General features: G+C 63.6%; 21 protein-coding genes. 13 read left to right on the top strand and 8 right to left on the bottom strand.

What is annotated here, in order from left to right:
- Positions 1-328: 328 nt before the first annotated feature.
- Positions 329-841, bottom strand: a complete 513-nt coding sequence (locus tag AB6730_RS13975) for a lipocalin-like domain-containing protein (RefSeq protein ID WP_371024214.1) — start codon at positions 839-841, stop codon at positions 329-331.
- 103 nt (positions 842-944) lie between these two features.
- On the opposite strand from AB6730_RS13975, the gene AB6730_RS13970 reads away from it, so the two are divergent.
- Together AB6730_RS13970 and AB6730_RS13965 are read left to right on the top strand one after the other, a co-directional pair.
- Complete coding sequence (locus AB6730_RS13970) at positions 945-1,802, top strand: LysR family transcriptional regulator (RefSeq protein ID WP_371024213.1); 858 nt, start codon at positions 945-947, stop codon at positions 1,800-1,802.
- Positions 1,803-1,857: 55 nt separating this feature from the next.
- Positions 1,858-2,541: a DUF4396 domain-containing protein gene (locus AB6730_RS13965; RefSeq protein ID WP_371024212.1), complete on the top strand. Its 684-nt coding sequence runs from the start codon at positions 1,858-1,860 to the stop codon at positions 2,539-2,541.
- Between the two features lie 21 nt (positions 2,542-2,562).
- Here the strand turns inward: AB6730_RS13965 and AB6730_RS13960 are convergent, their stop codons facing one another.
- Both AB6730_RS13960 and AB6730_RS13955 read right to left on the bottom strand, forming a co-directional pair.
- Positions 2,563-3,162 carry an NADPH-dependent F420 reductase gene (locus AB6730_RS13960; protein ID WP_371024211.1) on the bottom strand — a complete coding sequence of 200 codons (600 nt, stop codon included), beginning with the start codon at positions 3,160-3,162 and terminating at the stop codon, positions 2,563-2,565.
- 72 nt (positions 3,163-3,234) lie between these two features.
- Positions 3,235-3,969: an SDR family NAD(P)-dependent oxidoreductase gene (locus AB6730_RS13955; protein WP_371024210.1), complete on the bottom strand. Its 735-nt coding sequence runs from the start codon at positions 3,967-3,969 to the stop codon at positions 3,235-3,237.
- A 111-nt stretch (positions 3,970-4,080) separates the two neighbouring features.
- Between AB6730_RS13955 and AB6730_RS13950 the strand changes: the two genes are divergently transcribed.
- On the top strand, positions 4,081-4,443 hold the full coding sequence (locus AB6730_RS13950) for a winged helix-turn-helix transcriptional regulator (RefSeq protein WP_371024209.1): 363 nt from the start codon (positions 4,081-4,083) through the stop codon (positions 4,441-4,443).
- 130 nt (positions 4,444-4,573) lie between these two features.
- Complete coding sequence (locus tag AB6730_RS13945; protein ID WP_371024315.1) at positions 4,574-5,788, top strand: serine hydrolase domain-containing protein; 1,215 nt, start codon at positions 4,574-4,576, stop codon at positions 5,786-5,788.
- Between the two features lie 19 nt (positions 5,789-5,807).
- Here AB6730_RS13945 and AB6730_RS13940 read toward each other — a convergent pair whose 3' ends face one another.
- The 3 genes from AB6730_RS13940 to AB6730_RS13930 form a co-directional block, all read right to left on the bottom strand.
- Positions 5,808-7,751 (bottom strand): M61 family peptidase, encoded by a 1,944-nt coding sequence (locus AB6730_RS13940; RefSeq protein WP_371024208.1) that lies wholly within the window; start codon positions 7,749-7,751, stop codon positions 5,808-5,810.
- A gap of 79 nt (positions 7,752-7,830) precedes the next feature.
- Positions 7,831-8,202, bottom strand: a complete 372-nt coding sequence (locus AB6730_RS13935; protein WP_371024207.1) for a DoxX family protein — start codon at positions 8,200-8,202, stop codon at positions 7,831-7,833.
- Between the two features lie 40 nt (positions 8,203-8,242).
- Positions 8,243-9,115: an NmrA family NAD(P)-binding protein gene (locus AB6730_RS13930; protein ID WP_371024206.1), complete on the bottom strand. Its 873-nt coding sequence runs from the start codon at positions 9,113-9,115 to the stop codon at positions 8,243-8,245.
- 130 nt (positions 9,116-9,245) lie between these two features.
- On the opposite strand from AB6730_RS13930, the gene AB6730_RS13925 reads away from it, so the two are divergent.
- From AB6730_RS13925 to AB6730_RS13895, 7 genes are all read left to right on the top strand, one after another.
- Positions 9,246-10,151 (top strand): LysR family transcriptional regulator, encoded by a 906-nt coding sequence (locus AB6730_RS13925; RefSeq protein WP_371024205.1) that lies wholly within the window; start codon positions 9,246-9,248, stop codon positions 10,149-10,151.
- 194 nt (positions 10,152-10,345) lie between these two features.
- Positions 10,346-10,720: a BlaI/MecI/CopY family transcriptional regulator gene (locus tag AB6730_RS13920; protein ID WP_371024204.1), complete on the top strand. Its 375-nt coding sequence runs from the start codon at positions 10,346-10,348 to the stop codon at positions 10,718-10,720.
- On the top strand, positions 10,720-12,240 hold the full coding sequence (locus AB6730_RS13915) for a M56 family metallopeptidase (RefSeq protein WP_371024203.1): 1,521 nt from the start codon (positions 10,720-10,722) through the stop codon (positions 12,238-12,240). Before AB6730_RS13920 ends, AB6730_RS13915 begins: the two co-directional genes overlap by 1 nt.
- 9 nt (positions 12,241-12,249) lie before the next feature.
- Positions 12,250-13,725: a serine hydrolase domain-containing protein gene (locus tag AB6730_RS13910; protein ID WP_371024202.1), complete on the top strand. Its 1,476-nt coding sequence runs from the start codon at positions 12,250-12,252 to the stop codon at positions 13,723-13,725.
- A gap of 60 nt (positions 13,726-13,785) precedes the next feature.
- Positions 13,786-14,799, top strand: a complete 1,014-nt coding sequence (locus tag AB6730_RS13905) for a nitrogen regulation protein NR(II) (RefSeq protein ID WP_371024201.1) — start codon at positions 13,786-13,788, stop codon at positions 14,797-14,799.
- Entirely contained in the window at positions 14,792-16,177 is a 1,386-nt protein-coding gene (gene ntrC, locus AB6730_RS13900) for a nitrogen regulation protein NR(I) (protein ID WP_371024200.1), read from the top strand. The genes AB6730_RS13905 and ntrC overlap by 8 nt, the downstream gene beginning before the upstream one ends.
- Positions 16,178-16,180: 3 nt before the next feature.
- Entirely contained in the window at positions 16,181-16,636 is a 456-nt protein-coding gene (locus AB6730_RS13895) for an N-acetyltransferase family protein (RefSeq protein ID WP_371024199.1), read from the top strand.
- A gap of 123 nt (positions 16,637-16,759) precedes the next feature.
- On the opposite strand, the gene AB6730_RS13890 is transcribed toward AB6730_RS13895, so the two are convergent.
- Complete coding sequence (locus tag AB6730_RS13890) at positions 16,760-19,249, bottom strand: EAL domain-containing protein (RefSeq protein ID WP_371024198.1); 2,490 nt, start codon at positions 19,247-19,249, stop codon at positions 16,760-16,762.
- Positions 19,250-19,330: 81 nt separating this feature from the next.
- Positions 19,331-20,458 carry a hypothetical protein gene (locus AB6730_RS13885; protein WP_371024197.1) on the bottom strand — a complete coding sequence of 376 codons (1,128 nt, stop codon included), beginning with the start codon at positions 20,456-20,458 and terminating at the stop codon, positions 19,331-19,333.
- A 190-nt stretch (positions 20,459-20,648) separates the two neighbouring features.
- On the opposite strand from AB6730_RS13885, the gene AB6730_RS13880 reads away from it, so the two are divergent.
- Together AB6730_RS13880 and AB6730_RS13875 are read left to right on the top strand one after the other, a co-directional pair.
- Positions 20,649-21,935 carry an acetyl-CoA C-acetyltransferase gene (locus AB6730_RS13880; protein ID WP_371024196.1) on the top strand — a complete coding sequence of 429 codons (1,287 nt, stop codon included), beginning with the start codon at positions 20,649-20,651 and terminating at the stop codon, positions 21,933-21,935.
- A gap of 19 nt (positions 21,936-21,954) precedes the next feature.
- Entirely contained in the window at positions 21,955-22,509 is a 555-nt protein-coding gene (locus AB6730_RS13875; RefSeq protein ID WP_371024195.1) for an energy transducer TonB, read from the top strand.
- The last annotated feature ends 6 nt before the right edge of the window (positions 22,510-22,515 follow it).

Raw genomic sequence — 22,515 nt, 5'->3', positions numbered from 1 at the left:
CGCGCGTGGCGCAGGGGGGCTTGGGGATAGGTGTTTTATCCGCCCGTCAGGCGGAGGGGCGCAGGCGCAATGCCGCGATCAGGCAGGACAACAGCAACACGCACCGATCGTGGAGACGATCGGATGGCGCGTGTCGGTCGTAAGCTGCGTGATCATGGGTTCTACTCCGGAGGACGACCAGATGTCTGGGCGTTTAGAAGTCCGAATGGGAAATCCATGCTGGTGCAGGAAGATGCGGTTGTCAACTACCTGTGGAGAGGTGTTGCAGGACGTTCTGGGTGGAGTCCGCTCGCGGGACGCTCACGCGAGCGGGTGCCCTGTGCCTGGATCAGCGGGAAATTCGCTTCCAACCCGTCAGTGGAGTATCGCCATTAGGCCGCGGCGGCACCTTATAACTCAGCGTATCGCCGCTCATTTCGTACCCACGCACCTGGGTCGTTCCCTCCCAATTCGGGTACGTCGCTCCCTCGATATGGAAAGTGAGCGTTCGCTTCACGGGATCGGCCTCGACCGTTCCAAAGTGAGAACTCGTTCCCAATGTGGCCGATCGGAATTCATCCGGCGTGCCCGCGTTCTTGTCGTTGGCGGCGAACCTGGGGCGGGAGCTGTTGAAGATAAACAACGAGTAGTGGCCGGCGTGATCGATTTGCAGCACGCCCTTCGGGGCATCGCCGTAGTCATGCGTCCGCGTCCCATCCGGGTGTTGAACGTCGGCGAAGGCGAGTGTCCAGGTGCCTTCGATGGCGGCGGCCGTATTCACCTTGCCGGGTTCCGAGGCAGTGACCGCGGGGATCGGGAGAAGGGCCAGAAGGGCGAATAGGAGCGTCTTCGAGGATTTCATGACGGGTTTCCTGCCGATGTGGGGCGCAGTTTAGTGCGCTACCATTCATTTCGAACATATATGAATATGTGTTTCAGCCATTTAATAATGAAATGGATAAGCCATGAAAGCCCTCGACCTCGATGCCGTCAAAGCCTTTGTCCTGACCGCTGAGTTACAGAGCTTCACCCGCGCCGCGGATGCGTTGAACAGCACGCAGTCGGCGATCAGCCTGAAATTGCGCCGATTGGAAGACCAGCTTGGCCGCCGACTGCTGGAGCGGACGCCGCGCCAAGTGAGGCTATCCGCCGAGGGAGCCGCCTTCATGGACGCTGCTCGCGAGTTGGTCGGGGCGCATGAGCGCGCCATCGCGTCATTTGAAGTGAAACAGCGTCGGCTTGTTATCGGCGTCAGCCATCAGTTGGTGGGTAGCGAATTGCCGGGCTTGTTGCTCTGGATGAACGAGCACGATCCTCATCTGGTGATCGAGCTACGCGTGGCCGGTTCGAACGAGGTGATCAAGGCCTACGATGATGGCGTGCTGGATGCCGCCCTGGTGCTGCAGCCGGAAGATCGCCGTCGCAACGGTGAGGTGCTGTTTGCCGAATCGTTCGCATGGATCGCCGCTCCGCACTGGCAACCGCGCGCGGGTCAACCGCTGCCGCTGTCGACCCAGGGCGAAACATGCAGTATTCGCGCGGCTGCGGTACGTGCGCTGGATAGTGCCGGCATCGCCTGGACGGAGGTGTTCATCGGCAAGGGTGCTGCCGTGGTGGGAGCCGCGGCGGCGATCGGTTTGGCAGTCGCGGTGTTGCCGAGGCGGGTGGCGCCGTCTGGCACCGTCGACGTCGGCCAGGCGCTTTCACTTCCTCCGCTACCTACGCATGAGGTGGTGCTGTATTCGGCACTTCATGACAGTCGCTCGCGCAGTGCGCTGCATACCTTGGGGATGGCGTTCAAGAACTTATCCAGGGTTGCTTAGCCACATGGGCGAACCCTTGCGCCTTTGTTGACGGATGATGGCTTACGGTCATGCCATGACCGTGTCCATGTACGTGTGGCTGTGCCGGATAAGCCTTCTTAGCGGAATGGTTTGTGCCGCCGGGCTAGCAGTGCATGTCGCGCGGCATCCCCAAAAGATGGCGATCATGAATGCGGTCTGGCCCTTGTGCGCGCTGTTCGGCGGGTTCGTCATGGTGTGGATGTACTGGCGGTACGGCCGAAGTGGGCCAGGAAAAGCGCCGGAGTGGGTGACCGTCGCCAAGGGCACCCTGCATTGCGGTAGCGGCTGTACCCTGGGCGATCTCGCGGCGGAATGGATCGTTTTCGCCATTCCACCGGTCGCGGTTGGATTCGGTTGGCATTGGCTTTTCGCTGAAAAGCTATTTGCCACCTGGATATTCGACAGCATGCTCGCCTTCGCCTTCGGCATCCTTTTTCAGTATTTCGCCATAGCCCCGATGCGCGGTATTTCTGGGAAAGCTGGCATCAAGGCGGCCATCAAGGCAGATGCCGCATCCTTGGCTGCGTGGCAGATCGGCATGTTTGCGGTGATGGCCTTGTTCCAGTTCGTGTTGTACCCGCGCTTCCTTGGCCAGCGGCCGGATGCCGCGAGCAGTACCTTCTGGTTCGCCATGCAATGGGCGATGATCGGAGGATTCGTTACGTCGTTTCCTGTCAATCGACTCTTGATTGCCAAGGGGCTCAAGGAGGCGATGTGAGGATGGCGTCCCTCGCTTTCATCAGTCGAACTTGGTCAAGTCCTTGAAGATCAGTTGACCCCAACTATTCCCACGCGCCTGCACTAGCATTCCGCCTTCCGAAAGGCCGCCAAGCTTGATCGGCGAGAAACCGAGGTGCTCCGCAAGCACGGCAATTTCCGCCGCGGCGCTGTCATCGTCGCTCGCCAGGAATACGACTCTCCTCCCGCCATGTACGGCCGGATCTTGTCCAAGGACGGCAGCGCCCAAATGGTTGAAGCCCTTGACCAACCTTCCACCCGTGAAGGCCTGCGCTACGAACCTGGACGAAGGCTGTCCCCCTAGTTCTTCAGGAGGCACGCCGTAAGCATTGGTCACGTCGACGATAGTCTTTCCTTGCCAGCTGGGAAGCGTTTTCGCCACTTCCTGGTGCGCCTCGAAACGAACGGCCAAAAAGACTATATCCGCCTTTGCCGCTTCCGCCAGCATCTTGGGAATGACCGTGGGCCCGATCGCGGCTGCATCGGCTGCGAAGCTTTCTGGATCGCGCGTGGTGGCAACGGATACTTCGATGCCGTTACGGGCAAACGCCTTGGCAAGAGCCTGGCCGATCTTGCCAAAGCCGATAATTGCGTAGCTCATAGGGTTTCCTTTGGCTTGGCACGCCCGGCAGTTTCCGCATGTCGAGCGGAGTGACCGGCCGGGCGTGGCGCGTCAGAGTTGTGCCAGGCCGCCGTCGACGGCGACTTCGCTGGCGGTCATGAAGCTGCTGTCCGACGACGCGAGGAAGGCAGCCACCGCTCCGATCTCCGCTGGGTCGGCCATGCGCTGGAGCGGAGTCATCGAGGCGAAGACCTTCTGACCTTCTTCGCCCAGCGCTTCCTTCGCGAGTTCGGTCGCCGTTGCACCGGGCGACAGCACGTTGACCCGGATGCCGGTGCCTTTCAGGTCTTCCGCCCAGGTCCGGGCGAGGTTGCGTACGGCTGCCTTGCTCGCACTATAGGCGCTCATGCCCGGTGCGCCTGTGGTGCCGGCGCTCGATCCGGTCAGGATGATCGAACCGCCATTGCCCATCAGCGGCAGCGCCTTCTGGACCGTGAAGATCGTGCCCTTCACATTGGTGTCGAAGGTTTCGTCGATGTGCTCGGCGGTGATCTTGCCCAGCGGAAGCAGGCTTCCCGCGCCGGCATTGGCGAGGACGATGTCGAGTGTTCCGCGCTCGGCTTTCACTGCCGCATAGAGGCGGTCGAGGTCGGCCGGATCGGAGACCGAGCCCTTCACCGCACGGGCATTGGGTCCGAGGTCGGCCACGGCGGCGTCCAGCGCTTCCTGCCGGCGGCCGAAGATGAAGACGAAGGCACCCTCTTCGATGAAGCGCTTCGCCGCGGCGCGGCCGATGCCGGTAGCGCCGCCGGTGATCACGGCGGTCTTTCCATTCAGTCTGGTCATGATGTTGATCCTTGGTTGGAGTTGTTCGGAAGCAGCGAACTGCTCACTTGAGACCAAGGATGTGGCGCTGATAACCTAAGGACAAGTATGCACTTTTTGGTAAGTACCCAAATGACGACGCCTCGTGAAACATGCGATCCCGGCTGCGGGCTCAACGCCACGCTCCGCATCATCTCGGGCAAGTGGAAACCACTGGTCCTGTTTTTCCTGCGCGACGGACCGAAGCGCTACGGCGAACTCAAGCGCTTGATCCCGGGCGTCAGCGACAAGGTGCTGATCCAGCAATTGAAGGATCTTGAGATGGATCACGTGCTGGCGCGGACCGACTACAAAGAGGTGCCGCCGCGCGTGGACTACTCATTGACGCCTCTCGGTCGAAGCCTGGCTGAGGCGATAGTTCCGCTGTGTACGTGGGGAACGGAGAACATGGTGGAGATGGCTGGCATCTTTGCTAAGCGTGATGCCTTGGCATAACCGGGTGGTGAAGAACTAGCGCCTTATCCGCCGCTTGCAACAGCGTGACTCGGCAAGGTGAGATGACTAGCGGCACATGGATCGGGCCAGGGCGGTTGATACGGTCTTGCCTCTTCAAGGGAGTGACGTGATGCGCAAGCTGCTTGGCATGGCCGTGATCGGCTTTCTGGTTGCCTCAACGGCGCTTGCCGCGCCGTCTTCTTCTTCGCAAAAACTTGCGCTTGAGGCCCTGCTGAAACGCAGTGAGGCGACGCATAGCGACGCGATGGTCATCTGGCAGGACGGACGCGAGATCGGGCACTACTACAAGGGTGGCAAGGCACCGGGCCCGATCGACCTTATGTCGGTGACCAAGTCGGTCGTGGCGCTAGGTGTCGCACAGCTGGTGGCCGAAGGAAAGATCAAGTCGTTCGACCAGCCGGTAGCGGATTTCTATCCGGAATGGCGTCAGGGCCGGAAGAAGATCATCACCATTCGCATGCTGATGAACCATACGTCCGGCATGCAAAACGTAATGAACACCACCGTTGAAATCTATCCCGCGCCCGACGCCATCCAGCTCGCGCTTGCGGCGGAGATCGTCGGCACTCCGGGCACGGACCCCAACTACAACAACAAGGCCGTGAACCTGCTCGCCGGCATCATCGAGAAAGCATCGGGTAAGCCGATGGACGTTTTCTTCCGCGACGGCTTATTCAAATCCATGGATATCAAGCCTGGTCCGTGGGAGAAAGACAAGGCGGGACATCCTTATGGCATGGCCGGACTGCCGCTCACCGCGGCCGATCTCGGCAAGGTCGGCCAGCTGATGCTCGACAAGGGCCAGTGGCGCGGGAAGCAGCTATTGCCCGTGAACGTGGTGGACGCCTTGAGTCAACCGCAGGCCGAAGCCAGCATGGGGCTTCTCTGGTGGATCGATCCTGCCTACCGTCACTTCGATTACGACCCGGCGGTGTTCGATGTGCTGCGCAAGCGTGGCGTGCCTGAGGCCACCACCCTTGCGTTGCAGGAAGGCTTGCGGGGCGTGCACTTCGACGATGTCGAAACGATGCAAGCAGGAATCGCGAAAGCGCTCGGTCCCGATCACAAGGATGCACTGCGCGATGAACTCATCAGTCGCGGTATCGGCCCCTATCGGCTGTTCAAGATGACGGCAGGGCCAACGGCTTGCATCTCAGGAAACGGTGACGGTGGGCAATACGTCGTCGTGCTGCCTTCGGCGAAGATCGTCGCCGTGCGACAGATCGATGCCGAGGGTTCGCAGGAGCAGGAGGGAGAGGACTTCGAGGATTTCGTGCAGCGGGTGCTCGACGTCGCGGGGCATTCGGCCAAGGCGGCGCACTGATAGCGTCGCGCCATAGGCATCATCTAGCGTCGAGCAACGCGGACAATCGGTCAGGCGTATTCTTGATGCGCTCGAGGTGGGGATAGCGCAGACCCCCTCGATAATCGATATCAACGACGCGTTTGTTGCCGCCAATGTCGACACGGAGGCTTGGTGGTTTCGATGCGGCCAATTTGACCGCCGTCAACAGGAGGCGAGGCGAAAAAGGTTGCCCGCCTACCTCGAGCACTTTGGCGCCTGGGGATAGTCCCGCATTAAATGCCGGACCGTCCCATTGAACCGACTGAACCGTTCCATCCGGCTCGATCCGTAGACCGATCGAGTAATCGAAACTGATGGCGCCGGATTCTTCCTCGTCCTGACGGAACGTTTCGGTGGGCGTATCGTTATAAACAAGTTTCCAGCCCGCACGGGCCAGGCCGGCAATCGCTTCGTCCGCGCTGCGGGTATGAAGATGCCGATCGAGAAAGGCCGCCCAATCGTCCGGCGCTATCTTGTCCAGCGCATCGCGGACGTCCTGATAGGTGTAGGTTCGCGTCAATGGCGTGCTGTCCTTGACGAAGAAGATCCGTGCGAAGTCGTCGATGCCTCGTTGTTCATGGCTCAGCTGGCGCAAGCGTGCATCCACGTCCAACCATAGCAACACACCTTCGGCGTAATAATCCTCGCGGCGTTGCCAGTCAGGCAGCGCGACATGGTGCTTTGCCATGAAGACCGCGTCATTCGTGCTGTCCTGCAGGTCTTTCCAACGTCGGCCGCTGCGGTTGGCAACGGTGGCTGCATCCATTGCGAGCTTGTCCAGTGTCTGCTGCCGATCGCGCAGGCCGGCGCGCGCGGCCAGCACGCGTCCCCAGAATTCGCTTTGCCCTTCATACACCCACAGCAGCGACCCTCCGACCGGTTGATTGAAGATAGGCGACCATAAGTCGGCCGGCTGGCGCCACCGTCCGTTCCACGCATGGACGAATTCGTGCGCGATCAGGTCGAGGTTGTTGAGTTGTTCCGCCGGGTGGGTGAAGTACGCAGCGGGGAGATTGTTTTCTCCTTCTTCGAGATGTTCGACGCCACCACCGCCGCCGTCGGGCGATAAGACCTCGCTCAGGGTGACGATGGCGTCGTAGTGGCGATAGGGCGCCGAGCCGAAGGTCTTGAGGCCCTGACCGATGAGCGCCCTGACACGGTCTACTTCGGGTCGAGTGATCGCGAGGTCTTTCTCCGCGTCCGCCAGGAGGTCGAGCGTCACCGGGTGAACCGTGCCCTCGTTCAACATGATCCGGCGTGTATATCGCCCGGCGTAGACGGGAGCGTCGACCAACTGCTCCAGCGATACCGGTTGGAATCCCAGCGTTCCGTCGTCAATGGTCTGGAAAGCCAACGCCGTGAAAGCCGTCAGCCCAGGAGGCAGTGTGAGCTTCGCGGCCACGGGGATATTTCGCACGTACCAACCGGCGGGATAAAGCAACACGCGCTGCCAGGGAACGATCACCATGTCCGGCCGCAACAGGTGGGCTTGTGCCGGCGCAAGAAATTGGAAATCCAGTGTGATCGAGCTCGCCTCCTTGGGCACGTCGACGTGGAAGGCGTGCATATTCACAGGATCGCGCCTCCACTCTATCGCCTTGCCATCGATGGATATTGCCAATCCCGTCAGTTCCGCAACGGTGGCGGTGGGCGCATGACTGGCCGTTTCCCATTCGGGGTAGAGCAGCACGGTATCGCCCGGTGCCTGGACGGGAATCGTCTCGTGAATGGAGAACACCTGGTGATCGGTATCGGTGGCCTTGACGGCTAGTTCAATCGTGCCATGGAACGGCCTGTCCAACGGGGCGGGGAGCGCAGGCGGGATCGGTGCGGCGATCGGCTCCGACCCGGCCTGCGCGGTCGCGGCTCCTGCTGTCGAGGCTGACAGTGCCAGGACTACCAGAACAACACACAAGAAAAGCCGCCTGGCATCTGCTTTCAATGTTCACCTCGAGCGTTTTCGCTCACGACAAGACCATCCGTCCACATGTTCTTTGCTCTACTGATTGATCCGAGGTGGATCAAGGATCTTGATCCATGGGATTCGCAGTCCGCATGCGCCAGCTTGTCCAGCCAACCACAAGTGACAATGTCGCCACGACGAGTGGTGGCACGGCGTGCCCATAGTCCCCGTGGACAATAACGGTCGCGAGGGCGCCAAGCATGACGGCGCAGCCGAGAGCCGAACCCAAAAGGCGACTCGGCACCCGGACGAGCAGGATGGCAGCACCGAGTTCCAGCGATCCAGTCACGAAATGGAGCCAGCGTGGGTAGCCCCATTTCAGGTATTCCTCGTAGATGGGCGCAGGAGCCAGGAGATTGCTGACTGAGCCCACGACGAAGAATGCGGCGAGAACGAAGGGCAAGATTCGGCGCCAGGAGATTTTCGACATGTGTCTGGCCTTGCGGTTAGATCGGAGCTTACCCGCGACTCTATGCTGAAGTAGCTTTCCGGGCCGCCGAAAAAACATCGCGGGCAGACGTCGCGCCCGCAACGTGCTCCGTACCCTCGACCCCGAGATCCGTCCCCCCGGCGTTGACGAAGTCATACATGGTTTCGGCCAGGCCAGACTGGCCCTTCGGAACGCCAAATTGCTCGAACGTGTCTGGCCAAGCGGCCCGCGGGACAGAGACGGCCGTGACGTCGAGTTTCATAACATCGCCCAATTGCGCCGCGACTTCATCCGCACTAACCATCGAACCGAGTTCGATGATCCGATGCCCCGGCCAGGCCGGTCCGCTCAGAAGCGTGGCGATCTCGGCGCCGACATCGTTGGTCGCGACCATGGCCGACTTCCTGCTCGGCGGGTTGTGGAAGACGGGCAGCGTGCCGCCCTGGGCGACATGCAGGCCATAAAGGAAATTTTCGAGGAACTCACCGGCCCGGACATAGGCGGTCGGCAGTTTCAGGTCACGAAAGCCCTGCTCCAGAAGCGATAGAGCCGTGATCAGCCCCGTCCCGCTGGCTCTGTTAGCGCCCATCGACGAAAGCGCGACGACTCGCGGCACCGGTACCTTGGTGAGCGCCTCGACGTAGTTCGCGATGACGGCTTTTGCTTCCTTGAAGTCCGGTGAGGGTGCCCAGATGGGAGGCAACATGACAAACGCGCCATCGACATCCTCGAGCGCCCGCTCGATCGAGGCCGCATCGTTCCAGTCGCCGCTGGCCAGTTCGACACCTCGTTCAACCCACTTTGCCGCCTTTGCGCGGTCGCGGACCAGTGCACGCACTTTCTTGCCTTGCGCCAGCAAATGAGTTGTCGTGGCGCCGCCAACTTTTCCCGTAATTCCCATCACCAAAAACATGTGCGTACTCCAGAAGTCAGTTCAATGATTCACGGTACCTCGCGCGCTATCATTCGGATATGAGGCACATTCGGAACGGGCCGTGTAGATGAACTTAACAATCGCTCGAACCCACCTGGACGGACTGGTCATGTTTTTGACCGTGGCGGAATGCCGGGGCTTTCGTGCCGCGGCACGGCAGCTTGGAGTCACGCCGTCTGCGGTCAGTCAGGCGATACGGAGTCTGGAGGAGCGGGTTGGCGCGCCGCTCTTCTCCCGTACGACGCGAAGCGTCGGGCTGACCGAAGCGGGTGAACGCCTGCTCGCCCATGCGCGCCCCGCAGTCGACATGCTTACGGCCGGATTGGACGCCGCGAGTGGCCTGGGTGGCGAGATTACGGGCCGGCTGCGCATCAATATGCCCAGGCCGATCTTGCCGCTCCTCGTGAATCGCTTGCTGCCCGACTTTCTCGACGCCCATCCCAATGTCGAACTCGAACTGGTGGGCGAGGATCGTCCGATAGATATCGTCGAGGAGGGTTTCGACGCGGGGATACGTCTCGGAAACTTCGTCCAGGTCGATATGGTCGCGGTGTGGCTGACGCCGCCGGAACGCTTTGTTGTCGTCGGAGCTCCGGAGTTATTTCGGAAGCACGGTCGGCCGGCGTCGCCATACGATCTGCAAGGCTTCCGTTGCATATTGCTCCGTCAGTCCGTGCGAGCCCTCGATCACTGGCAATTCGTCGTGGACGGTGAACGCATCACGGTGGGCGTCGAGGGGCCGCTCGTGAGCAATGACATCGAAGCCTGCATTCGCTCGGCATTGAGAGGTGTCGGGCTCTTCCAGGTGCCGCAATCGCTCGTGATGTCGCATCTAGAAAGCGGGAATCTGCAGACCGTGCTCGAACCCTATTGTGAAGAGGTTCCTGGGTTTTCCCTTTACTACCCGAGCCGACATCAGTCACTGCCGAAACTTCGCGCCTTCGTGGATTTCGCCATCCCGCGGATGCGCAGGGAGTTCAGGCCGGGTGATTACTTGCCGAATCCCGTGTCCTAGAAGCGACGTGGTGGGAGCCGACCCTGTCGGCGATGGGTGTTTGCCTCAACCTGGCCCGCAGCCGCGGGATCGCCGACAGGGTCGGCTCCCACCAAGGCGAGAGGGCCTGTAGCTACTATAGATTTAGTTGACAAACGTATCCCGCGGGCATATATCAACTAAACCTATAGTAGATAACTGTGCGAGGACCCGGTATGAAAATCTCTCTCACCGACCGTGAGGCGGACATCATGCAGGTACTGTGGGAACACGGCCCTTCCCTGGTGACGGACGTTCGCGAGCGCTTGAGCGATAAGCTCGCGTACACCACGGTGCTCACCGTCTTGCGTACGCTGCAAGCGAAGGGTTACGTCGGCTACGAAGAGGAGGGGCGTGGGCATCGCTATTTCGCCAGCGTGAAGCAGCAGGCCGCGCGCAAGAACGCACTACAGCACCTGACGGACAAACTTTTCAAAGGTTCCACGGAACTGCTTTTCTCGCACCTGGTTTCCGAGCAGAAGCTAAGTCCCGAGCAGATCAGCCGCTTGCGCAAGTTGTTGTCCGAACGGGCCGGCAAGGAGAAGCCGTGATGCTTGCATGGATGATCTATGCCGTTCTCGTCGCCGTCGCCCTGAGTGGGGCAGCGCTGCTGGCCGAGAAGGCGGCCAGATATCGGCGGATTTCCACGCGTTGGCCATGGATGGTCGCCATCGCGGCATCGTCGCTTCTGCCGATCGCCATGGCGACGATCTCCATACCGCGGTTCGAAACCTTCAGTTCCGCGGCACCCGCGGCGGCTTCCGCATCCGGGCCATTTATCCTGCGCGACACTACATCGATCCCGTTGGCATCGACGGTCATCGACTGGAGTGGGACAAGGACGTACACCTCGTCAGTGCGCATCAACAGGTTTCTGGCGGATATATGGCTGGCCAGTTCGTTCACCCTGATGTTGTTTCTCGGTTCAAGCACGGCTCTGTTCCATCGGCGTAAACGTGGCTGGACGCCCGGCACCGTGTGTGGTGCACCCGTGCTCGTTTCCGAAAGCGTCGGGCCTGCGGTCGTCGGCTTGATCCGCTCGCGCATCGTCGTGCCGGCCTGGATGCTGAAGGAATCGTCCGAACGGCAGCGATACGTCATGGCCCATGAGCAATCGCACTTGAACGCGCGCGACCCGTTGCTTGTCGCCGTGGCAATGGTCCTCCTGGTGTCGATGCCGTGGAATCCGTTGCTCTGGTGGCAGTTTCATCGCCTTCGATGCGCGATCGAAGTCGATTGTGACGCCCGTGTCTTGGGCGGTGGCGGAGATGTCGGTGAGTATTGCGAAACATTGATCCAGGTAGGACAAGGCCAGTCCGGGTACGTCGGTGCGGTAACGGCGATGTCTGAATCGAAATCGTTTCTCGAACGGAGAATAAGGATCATGCTGTCGAAGCCAGGAAAATGGGCAGGTGCATTGGCATTTGCCTTGATCAGCGTCGCCCTCGGCATGGCTGTGTTTGCGGCTCAGGTGACGCCGCCTGAAGCCCCCGGGCCCTCCGTGAACCACGCGGCTACGATAGACCCGGCACTTCTCGATGCTTACACGGGCTCCTATGCACTCAGTGATTACTCGCTGGTCACCGTGGCGCGTAAAGGGAGCGGGCTGACCATCGAACCCATCGGCCAGTTTGTGGCACAGGGCACCATCGATGTTTCCGCCCTAAGCGATGCCGAGTTTTCCGTGCCGAGCATCGACGTCACGCTCGAGTTCATTAAGAGCGCCGACGGCCAGGTCAGGTCCGTGACTGTGCGCGAGCATGGACGTGTTGTCATGAAGGCTCCTCGTGTCGATCCGCCGACCGCGGAACAGATCCGCGCAGGGCTGGCGGCCAGGGTTAAGGATCAGAAGCCCTTTCCCGACAGTGAAAAAGTTCTCCACCAGATATTGAGCCATGCCGACACGGGAGGAGTCGCCAGACTTGGACCCGTCGAGTCTTATCGGTTCGAAGGTGTCACGGACTACGGCTGGGATATCTACGACGTTCAATACCAGCATGGCGCGCAGCAAGTATTCATCCAGCTCGGCAAGGATGGCTCGCTCACTAATTCCGTCATCCGTCGTCAATAAGGGGTCGACATGCGGTCGATTCGAAAGCTCGTTCTTCATGGATCGGTGGCTATTGCAGGAATGGTTTCCACCCCAGTCCTCGCCCAGTCGGCCCGCTGTCCTATCCCCGATGAGGCCGCGGGTGGGCCAAGCAATGTACATACCCGCCATGTCGAGACGGAACTGCAGCCGACAGTCGTCAAGCACGGGGATAAACCGTTCACTCTGGCCGAACGCATGCGCCAGTATGGCGTGCCTGGTCTCAGTGTCGCCGTGTTTCACGACGGCAAGATCGACTGGGCGCGTGGCTGGGGCGTTCGCGATACCGCGAGCTGTGCGCCCGTTACACCGGATACCGCGTTCCAGGCGGCATCGATAAGCAAGGTCGCGACGGCCGTGCTGGCTCTGCGATTGGCCGGGAAAGGGAGGATCGGACTGAACCGCGATATCAACGATGCGCTTCACTCCTGGAAGCTGCCTGAGGACCCGAAGCTCGCACCCCATGGCGTTACCCTTGCCCAGTTGCTGAGCCACACCTCCGGCCTCGGCGTGCACGGCTTCACCGGTTATGCACCGGATACGCCACTACCTACGCTCGTCCAGATCCTGGACGGCGCACCGCCCGCCAATAATCCTGCCGTGCGTAGCGAGCTACCAGCGGGTGCACAATTCGAGTACTCCGGCGGGGGCTACTTGGTGGCGCAACTCGCTCTCTCCGACGTGAGCGGAATGCCCTTCGCGGAGCTTGCGCAACGCGAGTTGTTGGGCCCACTCCATATGACGCGAAGTGCCTTCGCGCCGCTGCCGCCGCCGGCGATCCGCGCCGACATGGCGTCCGGTCACGAGAATGGCGTCCCGATTCCGGGTAACTACCTCACCTACCCGGAACTGGCTCCGGCAGGCTTATGGACGAGCGCAGGGGATCTCGCCCGGCTACTGATGGACATCCAGGCCTCCGCGGCGGGCATACAAAATCACCGGCTCTCTCCAGCCATGGCCCGGAGGATGCTGACACCGGTCAAGGACAACTGGGGACTTGGGGTCGCCCTGTATACGGATAAACCCGAACGCTTCGGGCACGATGGCGTGAACAGGGGGTTCCAATCCTTCATGATCGCCTACGTCGGCAAGGGCGATGGCATCGTCGTCCTGACGAATGGAGGCCAAGGGCGGCGACTCATGGACGAGGTCGTGCGCGCCGTCGCAGCGGACTATGGATGGCCCGACATCGCGGCACCGGCGACCGAAGAGAAGACGTTATCGCTCGCCGAGCTTTCCAGGGCGGCCGGACGCTTCAAGGGTGGCGGCCTCGACGTGGTCTTTGAAGCTCGCCCGGACGGCTTGTATGCGAACGCCGGTGCGCCCGTTCCCGAACGTCTGCTCGCACTTTCTCCCACGCGCTTTCGATCCGAATCCATGGGCGTCACGGCTGAGTTCGCTTCTGATTTCTCGAGTCTGACTATTATCGAAGGTGGGCCGCCGATGAAGTTGGTGCGCTTTCAATAGATAGCCAAACCCCGAATTAGTCCCATTGCCCCCGCCCCCCTAACTCCCTACATTGGTGCAATGCATGCACCCAACCAGGCGGAACTGCTGACCCTGCTGTCCACCGGCCTAGCCATCGTAGGCCCGGACGGCCGCGTCCAATGGCTCAACCCCGCCCTCGGCGAGGTCCTGGACGTCGGCCCAAGAACCGCCGTCGGCCAGGAACTGACCACCCTGATGCGCGAGCCCAGCCTGGCCTCGCAACTCTCCCGCACCCTCTCCGAACGCCGCGCCTTCAACCTCCGCGGAGTCACCTTCGGCGTGGCGCGGGGCCGTGAAGTCACCGCCGACCTGACCATGCAGCCGATCGACGAGAACAGAATCCTCGTCGAAGTTCATGCGCTCGCCCCGGATCTGACCCCAGGCGGCACTCCTCTCTCGGCAACCCTGCGCGGCTTCGCCCATGAGGTGAAGAACCCCCTCGCCGGCTTGCGAGGCGCGGCCCAACTGCTCGAACGCCGGGTGATGGAAGACGACCTGCGCCAGCTCGCCAGCATGGTGATCGGGGAAGCCGACCGGCTGGCGGCACTGGCCGATGGCCTGCTTCGCCATCGCGGCGCGGCGCGGATCGGCCCGGTGAACGTGCACGAGCTACTCGAACGCCTCGAAGGCCTCGTCGGCGCCGAAGCGGATGCCCCACGTCTTCGCCACGATTACGACCCCAGCTTGCCGGACAGTCTCGGCGATACCGATCGCCTGCTCCAGGTCTTGCTCAACCTGACCCGCAACGCCGGGGAAGCCGGGGCGGGGACGATCACCCTGCGCACACGCGTGGAACATGGCGCGCGCCTGGGCGACCGGACGGTGCGCGCGGCCTTGCGTGTCGACGTGGTCGACGACGGCCGTGGCGTGCCGGACGAGCTGCGCGATTCACTGTTCCAGCCCCTCGTCTCGGGACGGCCGGACGGCACGGGCCTTGGCCTCGCGCTCTCGCGCGAAATCGCACTCGAACACGGTGGCGACCTGCGCTACACCAGCCGTCCCGGCGAGACGGTCTTCTCGCTGTACCTTCCGATGGAGCGGCCGCATGACTGAGATCTGGATCGCCGACGACGACCGCGGCGTGCGCTTCGTGCTTGCCGAAGCCTTGCGCGATGCTGGGCATACGGTGCGCGAATTCAGCGCCGGCGACGCGGTACGCGCGGCGCTGGCGGAGGGGAAGCCGGGCCTGCTCGTGACCGACGTGCGCATGCCGGGCGAAGACGGCCTGCGCCTGCTCGAAGATCTCACCCGGCGCAACATCGGCCCGGTGATCGTGATGAGCGCCTATACCGACGTGGCGACGACGGCCGCGGCGTACCGTGCGGGCGCGGCCGATTATCTCGCCAAACCTTTCGACCTCGACCGCGCGGTCGAGGCGGTGGAACGCACGCTCGCCATCGCGCACGAGGAAGTGGTCGTGCCGACGCCGAGCGGGAATGCGCATGCCTTGATGGGCGAAAGCCCGGCGATGCGCGAGGTGTTTCGCCTGATCGGTCGCGTGGCGGCGAGCGATCTCAACGTACTGATCACCGGCGAGACGGGTACGGGCAAGGAACTGGTGGCGCGTGCATTGCACGAAGAAAGCGCGCGGCGTGGCAAGCCCTACGTGGCCTTGAACACGGCGGCCATTCCCGCCGAACTCCTGGAGAGTGAGCTGTTCGGTCATGAGGCCGGTGCCTTCACGGGCGCGACGCGCCGTCACGCTGGCCGCTTCGAGCAGGCCGATGGCGGCACCTTGTTCCTCGACGAGATCGGCGACATGCCGTTGGCGTTGCAGACGCGCTTGTTGCGCGTCCTCGCGGGCGGCGAGTTCTACCGCGTCGGTGGACGCGAATTGATGCACGGTAACGTGCGCATCATCGCGGCCACGCACCAGGACCTGGAGGCGCGCGTCGCCGCCGGGCTCTTCCGTGCGGACCTGAAGCATCGTCTCGACGTGGTGCGCATCGCCTTGCCATCGTTGCGCCAGCGGCGCGGCGACATCCCCCTGCTGGCGCGGCATTTCCTCGCGCAGGCCTCGGCGGAGTTGAAGCTGCCGCCGAAGCGCTTCTCGCGCGGCGCGATGAAGCTGATCGAGCAGCGCGATTACCCGGGCAACGTGCGCGAACTGGAGAACCTGTGCCGACGGCTCGCGGTGATCGCCCCGGGTCCGGAAATCCAGGCGGGCGATCTCGGCGGCCTGCCCGCGCGCGAAACGCGTAGCGCCGAGTGGACGGATGCCCTGCGCATCTGGGCACAGGATGCGTTGGCGCAGGGCGAGGTGGACGTGCATGCGCGTGCACGCGATGCGCTGGACAAGACCTTGCTGCAAGTGGCCCTGATCGCCAACGACGGCCACCGGCAACACGCGGCGGCGGCGCTTGGCGTCGGCCGCAATACCCTCACACGCAAACTCGGTGCTTCGCGCAAGCGCCGTCCTTCGAACGGATAACCCATGACCCTAGAGATTCGCCGCGCCGCACCGGACGACGCCGACGCCATCGCCCGTTGGAACATCGCCATGGCCTGGGAGACGGAGGAGAAGCGCCTCGATCCCGAGATCATCGGTCGCGGAGTGCGGGCGGTGTTCGACGAGCCTCGGCGAGGGTTCTACCTGATCGCCGAACTGGACGGTGTCGCCGTGGGGTGCCTGCTCGTCACTTACGAGTGGAGCGATTGGCGGTGCGGCGATTTCTGGTGGGTGCAGAGTGTTTACGTGGCGCCCGAGGCGCGGCGTGCGGGGGTGTTCCGCGGGATGTACGCGCATGTGAAGGCGATGGCCGAAGGTGCGGGTGCGGTGGGTCTTCGGTTGTACGTGGAACTGGAGAACGCGCGGGCGCAGGCGACATATGCGGGCTTGGGGATGGAGCGGTGTCACTACTTCATGTATGAGGCCGCGCTAGGCGCCTGAATCGCCGACAGGGTCGGCTCCCACCCAGGGCTGTTGTGGGAGCCGACCCTGTCGGCGATTCAAGCTAATGGCAGCCCTGAGGCTAAAGGCAGACTGTGGGAGCCGCTTCAGCGGCGATGCTCTTCACTCCACGGCTACACGCGGATCGCCCGTATCCACCGCAGAAATACGCTCCTCGAAATCGCGCACCGTCATCGCCTTGCCGAACAAAAAGCCCTGCATCTGCGAACAGCCGACCGAGTCGAGGAAGCTCGCCTGCTCCATACTCTCCACGCCTTCGGCGAGCACATGCTTGTTCATGCCCTTGCCCATGGTGACGATGGCGCTCACGATGGCGGCGCTGTCGTTGTCCCAGGCGACGTCGCGAATGAAGGCGCGGTCGATCTTCAGCGTGTCGATCGGGAAATGCTTCAGGTAGGACAGGCTGCAATAGCCCGTGCCGAAGTCGTCCAGGCTCAGCGAGACACCGAGCGACTTGATCTTGCGCAGCAGGTCGGCGATGTGGTCGCCGCCTTCCATCACCGTGCGCTCCGTCAGTTCCAACTCGAGCAGCGTGGGATGCAGGCCCGTTTCCGCGAGGATGCCGCGCAGGGATTCGAAGAAGCGTGTGTGCTGGAACTGCAAGGCGGATACGTTGACCGATACCGACAGCGGTCGATACAGACGTGCCCATGCCTCGGCCTGTCCACACGCCTCGCGCAGCGCCCACTCGCCGATGGGAACGATCAGGCCGCAGTCTTCCGCCACCGGGATGAACTGTTCCGGCGTATAGATATCCTCGCCATCCACCTGCCAACGCAGCAGCGCCTCCGCGCCGACGATCGTGCCGAGGCCGACATCGACCTTGGGTTGGTAGTACAAGCTGAGTTCGTTTCGCGCCAGCGCCTTGCGCAGTTCCACCTCGATGCGCACGCGCGCGCTGTTGCGCTCGTTCATGCGGGGATTGAAGAAGCGGTAGCCATTGCGGCCTTGCATCTTCGCCTCGTACATCGCGGTGTCGGCGTTGCGCAGCAGCGACTCGGCGTCGATCGCGTCGTCCGGGTACACGCTGATGCCGATGCTGAAACTGATCGTCAACGCGGAGGTATCCACGCCGACGGCCTGGCTGCAGGCGGCGAGCACTTTCTCCGCCACGGCGCTCGCGTCGGAGGGTCCTTCGATCTGCGGCAGCAGCACCACGAACTCGTCGCCGCCCAGCCGGCTCACGGTGTCGTCGGCGCGCACGGAGGCGCGGATGCGGCGGGCGACCTCCTGGAGCAGGACGTCGCCCGCGGCGTGCCCCAGGGTGTCGTTGATCTGCTTGAAGTGGTCGACGTCGACGAAGAGCAGCGCGGCGCGCTGGTGGCGCCGTGCCGCCACGGTCACCGCGAACTCCATGCGCGAGGTGAGCAGGGCGCGGTTGGGCAGGCCGGTGAGGGTGTCGTGGTGGGCGAGGTGGGCCATCTTCAACGCGAGCGCGCGGGTCTCGCTCACGTCATGGAACACCACCACGCCACCGATCACGTTGCCGGCGTGGTCGTGGATCGGGGCGGCGGAATCCTCGATGGGGCTGTCGAAGCCGTTGCGGTGGATCAGGATCGCATCGGTGGTGAGCCCGACGATGCTGTTCTTGTCCACCGCCATGATCAGCGGGTTGGGTATCGGCTGGCGGGTGAGGGGGTCGCGCAGCTGGAAGATGTCGTCCATCGGCCGGCCCACGGCCTCGTGGCTCGGCCATCCGGTCATCGCCTCGGCGATGGGATTGAGCGAGGTGACGATCAGGTTCGGATCGGTGGTGATGACGGCGTCGCCGATCGACTTCAGCGTGACCTCGGCCAGTTCGCGTTCGCGGAACAAGGCTTCCTCGAAGGCCTTGCGCTCGCTGATGTCCTGCACCTGCGAAATGAAATACAGCGGCTCGCCGTGCTCGTCGCGCACGAGGGACACGCTGAGCTGCGCATGCACGACGTGTCCATCACGGTGCAGGTAGCGCTTCTCCATGTGGTACGACAGGCTCTCGCCCGCGAGCAGCTTCCCGACCAGCGCGAGGTCGGCGGCGAGGTCGTCAGGATGGGTGAGCTCCTGGAACGCCCGCGTCATCAGCTCCTCTTCGTCGTACCCGAGCATCGCGCACAGCGCGTCGTTCACCTGCAACCAGCGCCCGTCGGGAAGTACCAGCGCCATGCCGATCGCCGCGTAGCGGAAGGCCTGGAAAAATCGCTTCTCGCTTTCCTTCAGCCGCGCCTCGAGTTCGCGCCGGCTGGAGATGTCGGCAAGCAGGATGGCCACGCCACGGACCTTGCCCAGCGCGTCGATGTCGGGCGAGAACGTGGCCTGGGCATGGCGGCTGCCATCCTCATGGGCGATGGCGCGATCGGCCACGATCGGCGCGCCGGCGAGGGCCGCGCACAGGTCCGGTTCGATGCGTGCGTGGAGATCGGGCGAGATCAGCTCGTCGATGCGCCGGCCGACCACGTCGTCTTCCTGGATGTTCATCCAGGCGAGGTAGGCGGGGCTGGCATAGCGGTAGCACCGGGACGTATCGACGTAGGCGATCATCGCCGGCGCGCGTTCCAGCAGGTACGCGGACCAGTCCGAGGGTGAAGCGTTCGCGGGAAGGGCGGAAGCAGGCATGCGGTCGCCGTCAGGACGTCGACCCACTCTAATCCGTCACCCCAGCCCGCGTATATCGAACGATTCGGGAAAACGCGGGTTTCAGTGCAGGCTTGGCGCGGGTGCCGACAGTGCGCCATCCGTGTCGAGGAGCACGCGGCCGAGGGCATGGACCTCGTGTTCCGTGGCATAGCGACCGGCCAGGGTGTCCAGCAGTGGCGCCAGCGCGTCGGGCGCCAGCGGGTAGCCGTGGGCCAGGATGCGTGCCTTGCCTGCCGACGGCTGGGCCACCGTGAGCGCGGCCATGCCCAGGCCGGGTGCCTCGTGCGCGTAGATCGCGGGTGCCGGCAGGGCGGGGTCGGCCTCGGCGACCGGCTCGACAAGGTAACCGGCGGTCTGCGCGGGCTGGCCCTGGAGGTGCAGGGGCACGTGGTGGGCGGCGAGCAGCGCGGCGTACTGGCGAAGCTCGAACAGGGTGCCGGCGAACTCGTGGGCGGGGTTTTCCCGCTGGGCCCCGGCGCGGGCGAACCAGGCGGCCGGGCCGGGAATGCCGACCCGGCCCTCGGCGTAATGCAGCGGAAGGCCGCGCGAACCCAGCGCGGTCTCTTCCTTATAAGGGGTGAGCAGGGCGGCTTCGAGCATCGTCCACAGGGGCGCGAGGTTCACGTGTTCGTACTGCACGCAGGTGAGCGCCAGCAGGTCGTCGCGGCTGAGGTAGCGCGCGTGCTCCAGGCGCATGCCCAGGGTGCGCATGAGAAAGTCGGCGGTGGCCGCGCCGGCTTCGCCACGCCCGACCAGTTCCACTTCCATCCGCGAGGTGAGTTCCGCGGCCAGGTCTTCCGGGGCCAGCAGCATCCATGGCACCAGGCGCATCGGGCCGCCAGCGTAACGGGTATCGGGCACCAGCGGCTGGGCCGGCATGTGGCCCTCGTGGGTGCCGAAGGCCACCACGCCGCCCGCGGTGGTCACGCGCGGAATGCGCCGTGCCAGTTCTTCCAGCGTGGCGAACACGGGAAAACCGGGCCTGAGCAGTTCGACGCCGTCGAACAGGGCGCCGGCCAGGGCGAAGCGCGAGGCCTCCACGCCGGGCAGCAGGGTGCGCAGGTCGTCGGCCACCAGGGTCGCCAGGGCCTGCGCCTCGTCCCGGGTCAGTTCCAGCCGGGCGGGTACTTCGCCCGCGGCCAGTTCCAGCGCCAGGACGGCGGGGCAGGCGATCAGCGACTCGTTCACGGCAGGTTTTTCCGAACGGCAAAGGAACGTAATTCTATCATCGGGGCACGTCGGGCTTTCGCCGGGCGGGGATGCGGGTTAGCCTTGCCGATACGCGTTCGTCGGCGATCGTCGGCGTCCGCGATCCCTTCGTCTTCGCATTTCGGCTTGCCCTCGGGCATCCCCATCGGTCTGGATCGTTTCTCAAAGCATGGATAAGACGCAAAAGCGTGTGGGTGTGGTCGGCGGCGTCCGCATTCCCTTCTGCCGCAACAACACCGCCTATGCCGACGTCGGCAACTTCGGGATGTCGGTCAAGGTGCTCGGGTCACTGGTGGAGAAGTTCGGCCTGCACGGCGTGGAACTGGGCGAGGTCGCGATGGGTGCGGTCATCCGCCACTCCTCGGACTGGAACCTGGCCCGTGAAGCCGTCCTGTCGTCCGGATTGGCGCCCACCACGCCCGGCATCACCACGGCACGCGCCTGCGGCACCTCGCTCGACAACGCCATCCTCGTCGCCAACAAGATCGCCACGGGCCAGATCGACGCGGGCATCGCCGGCGGCTCGGACACCACCAGCGACGTGCCGATCGTCTACGGCCAGAAGCTGCGCAAGCGATTGCTGGCGCTGAACCGGGCGAAGACGCTGAAGGAGAAGTTCCAGGTCGCCACGCGCGGATTCTCCCTGAAGGAACTCAAGCCGTCGTTCCCGGGCGTGGCCGAACCGCGCACGGGCAAGTCGATGGGCGACCACTGCGAATCGATGGCCAAGGAGTGGAAGATCGGCCGCGTCGAGCAGGACGAACTGGCTCTCGCCAGCCATAAGAAGCTGGGTGCCGCGTACGAGTCGGGATTCTTCGACGACCTGGTGGTGCCGTTCCGGGGCCTGAAACGCGACGGCTTCCTGCGAGCCGATTCCACGCTCGAGAAGCTCGCGTCGCTCAAGCCGGCCTTCGACAGGACCAGTGGCCAGGGCACGCTCACCGCGGGCAACTCCACGGGCTTGTCCGACGGCGCGGCAGCCGTGCTGCTGGCCAGCGACGAATGGGCCGCCGCGCGTGGCTTGCCGATCCAGGCCTACCTCACGCATGCCCAGGTGTCCGCCGTGGATTTCGTCCATGGCGAAGGCCTGCTCATGGCGCCGACCGTGGCCGTGCCGCGCATGCTCAAGCAGGCGGGTCTCACCTTGCAGGATTTCGACTTCTACGAAATCCACGAAGCCTTCGCCGCGCAGGTGCTCTGCACGCTGCGCGCATGGGAAGACGAGGACTATTGCCGTAACCGGCTGGGCCTCGACGCCCCGCTGGGATCGATCGACCCGGCGAAGCTCAACGTCAACGGTTCCAGTCTCGCCGCCGGCCACCCCTTCGCGGCGACCGGTGCGCGCATCGTCGCGACGCTTGCGAAGATGCTGGAGCAGAAGGGCTCGGGCCGCGGCCTGATCTCCATCTGCACGGCCGGTGGCATGGGCGTCACCGCGATCCTCGAACGTCCCTGATCCGCTTCGCGCAAGACTCATGCTCGCATTACGCACCAGTACCTCACTCAGTGCCATGGCCCTCGTCATGGGCATCGCCGGCACCAGCTGGCTCACGGCGCTGACCTACGAACGCGCACCCATGACGCGCCGGCTGGCCGAGGTGACCCTGCCGACGGCCGCGCCCGCCCTGGTCTCGAAGACGGTGTCCCGTGTCGCACCATCGCCCGCGGTGGCGGATGCGCCGTCGCGTTCGCGCAATGCCGTCGCGCGGGTTGCCGCGCCACGCGTCGTCCCGGTGCAGACGGCGCCGCCGGTTCCCGCGACCGAGCCCCTCGTCCCCGTCTACATGCCGTCGCCGCGCTACCCGATGTCCGCCCTGCGCGCACAGCGGGAGGGCAAGGTGATCCTGAGTGTCACGGTCACGCCGGAAGGCGACGTCACCAGTGTCACCGTCGGACGTTCCAGCGGGGATATCGAGCTGGACCGCGCGGCCGAAGACGCCGTGCGCGGCTGGCGCTTCGCCGCCGCCGACCGTCCGCCGCGCTACACGGCCGACCTGCCGGTCAACTTCGAGCTGACCCGCACGTATTGAACGAGA

Source organism: Luteibacter sp. RCC_6_2 (genome assembly GCF_041360655.1).
In the GTDB taxonomy this organism is placed as follows: Bacteria; Pseudomonadota; Gammaproteobacteria; order Xanthomonadales; family Rhodanobacteraceae; genus Luteibacter.
This window is presented reverse-complemented; position numbering and strand designations above follow the sequence as displayed.

Excerpts from the sequence above, each read along its gene's own strand:
- ntrC (WP_371024200.1), top strand. The coding sequence starts at position 14,792 with ATGACTGAGATCTGGATCGCCGACGACGACCGCGGCGTGCGCTTCGTG.
- AB6730_RS13970 (WP_371024213.1), top strand. The coding sequence starts at position 945 with ATGAAAGCCCTCGACCTCGATGCCGTCAAAGCCTTTGTCCTGACCGCT.
- AB6730_RS13935 (WP_371024207.1), bottom strand. The coding sequence starts at position 8,202 with ATGTCGAAAATCTCCTGGCGCCGAATCTTGCCCTTCGTTCTCGCCGCA.
- AB6730_RS13895 (WP_371024199.1), top strand. The coding sequence starts at position 16,181 with ATGACCCTAGAGATTCGCCGCGCCGCACCGGACGACGCCGACGCCATC.
- AB6730_RS13875 (WP_371024195.1), top strand. The coding sequence starts at position 21,955 with ATGCTCGCATTACGCACCAGTACCTCACTCAGTGCCATGGCCCTCGTC.
- AB6730_RS13930 (WP_371024206.1), bottom strand. The coding sequence starts at position 9,115 with ATGTTTTTGGTGATGGGAATTACGGGAAAAGTTGGCGGCGCCACGACA.
- AB6730_RS13975 (WP_371024214.1), bottom strand. The coding sequence starts at position 841 with ATGAAATCCTCGAAGACGCTCCTATTCGCCCTTCTGGCCCTTCTCCCG.
- AB6730_RS13955 (WP_371024210.1), bottom strand. The coding sequence starts at position 3,969 with ATGACCAGACTGAATGGAAAGACCGCCGTGATCACCGGCGGCGCTACC.
- AB6730_RS13910 (WP_371024202.1), top strand. The coding sequence starts at position 12,250 with ATGCGGTCGATTCGAAAGCTCGTTCTTCATGGATCGGTGGCTATTGCA.
- AB6730_RS13920 (WP_371024204.1), top strand. The coding sequence starts at position 10,346 with ATGAAAATCTCTCTCACCGACCGTGAGGCGGACATCATGCAGGTACTG.
- AB6730_RS13965 (WP_371024212.1), top strand. The coding sequence starts at position 1,858 with ATGACCGTGTCCATGTACGTGTGGCTGTGCCGGATAAGCCTTCTTAGC.
- AB6730_RS13890 (WP_371024198.1), bottom strand. The coding sequence starts at position 19,249 with ATGCCTGCTTCCGCCCTTCCCGCGAACGCTTCACCCTCGGACTGGTCC.
- AB6730_RS13915 (WP_371024203.1), top strand. The coding sequence starts at position 10,720 with ATGCTTGCATGGATGATCTATGCCGTTCTCGTCGCCGTCGCCCTGAGT.
- AB6730_RS13960 (WP_371024211.1), bottom strand. The coding sequence starts at position 3,162 with ATGAGCTACGCAATTATCGGCTTTGGCAAGATCGGCCAGGCTCTTGCC.
- AB6730_RS13925 (WP_371024205.1), top strand. The coding sequence starts at position 9,246 with ATGTTTTTGACCGTGGCGGAATGCCGGGGCTTTCGTGCCGCGGCACGG.
- AB6730_RS13950 (WP_371024209.1), top strand. The coding sequence starts at position 4,081 with ATGACGACGCCTCGTGAAACATGCGATCCCGGCTGCGGGCTCAACGCC.
- AB6730_RS13945 (WP_371024315.1), top strand. The coding sequence starts at position 4,574 with ATGCGCAAGCTGCTTGGCATGGCCGTGATCGGCTTTCTGGTTGCCTCA.
- AB6730_RS13905 (WP_371024201.1), top strand. The coding sequence starts at position 13,786 with ATGCATGCACCCAACCAGGCGGAACTGCTGACCCTGCTGTCCACCGGC.
- AB6730_RS13880 (WP_371024196.1), top strand. The coding sequence starts at position 20,649 with ATGGATAAGACGCAAAAGCGTGTGGGTGTGGTCGGCGGCGTCCGCATT.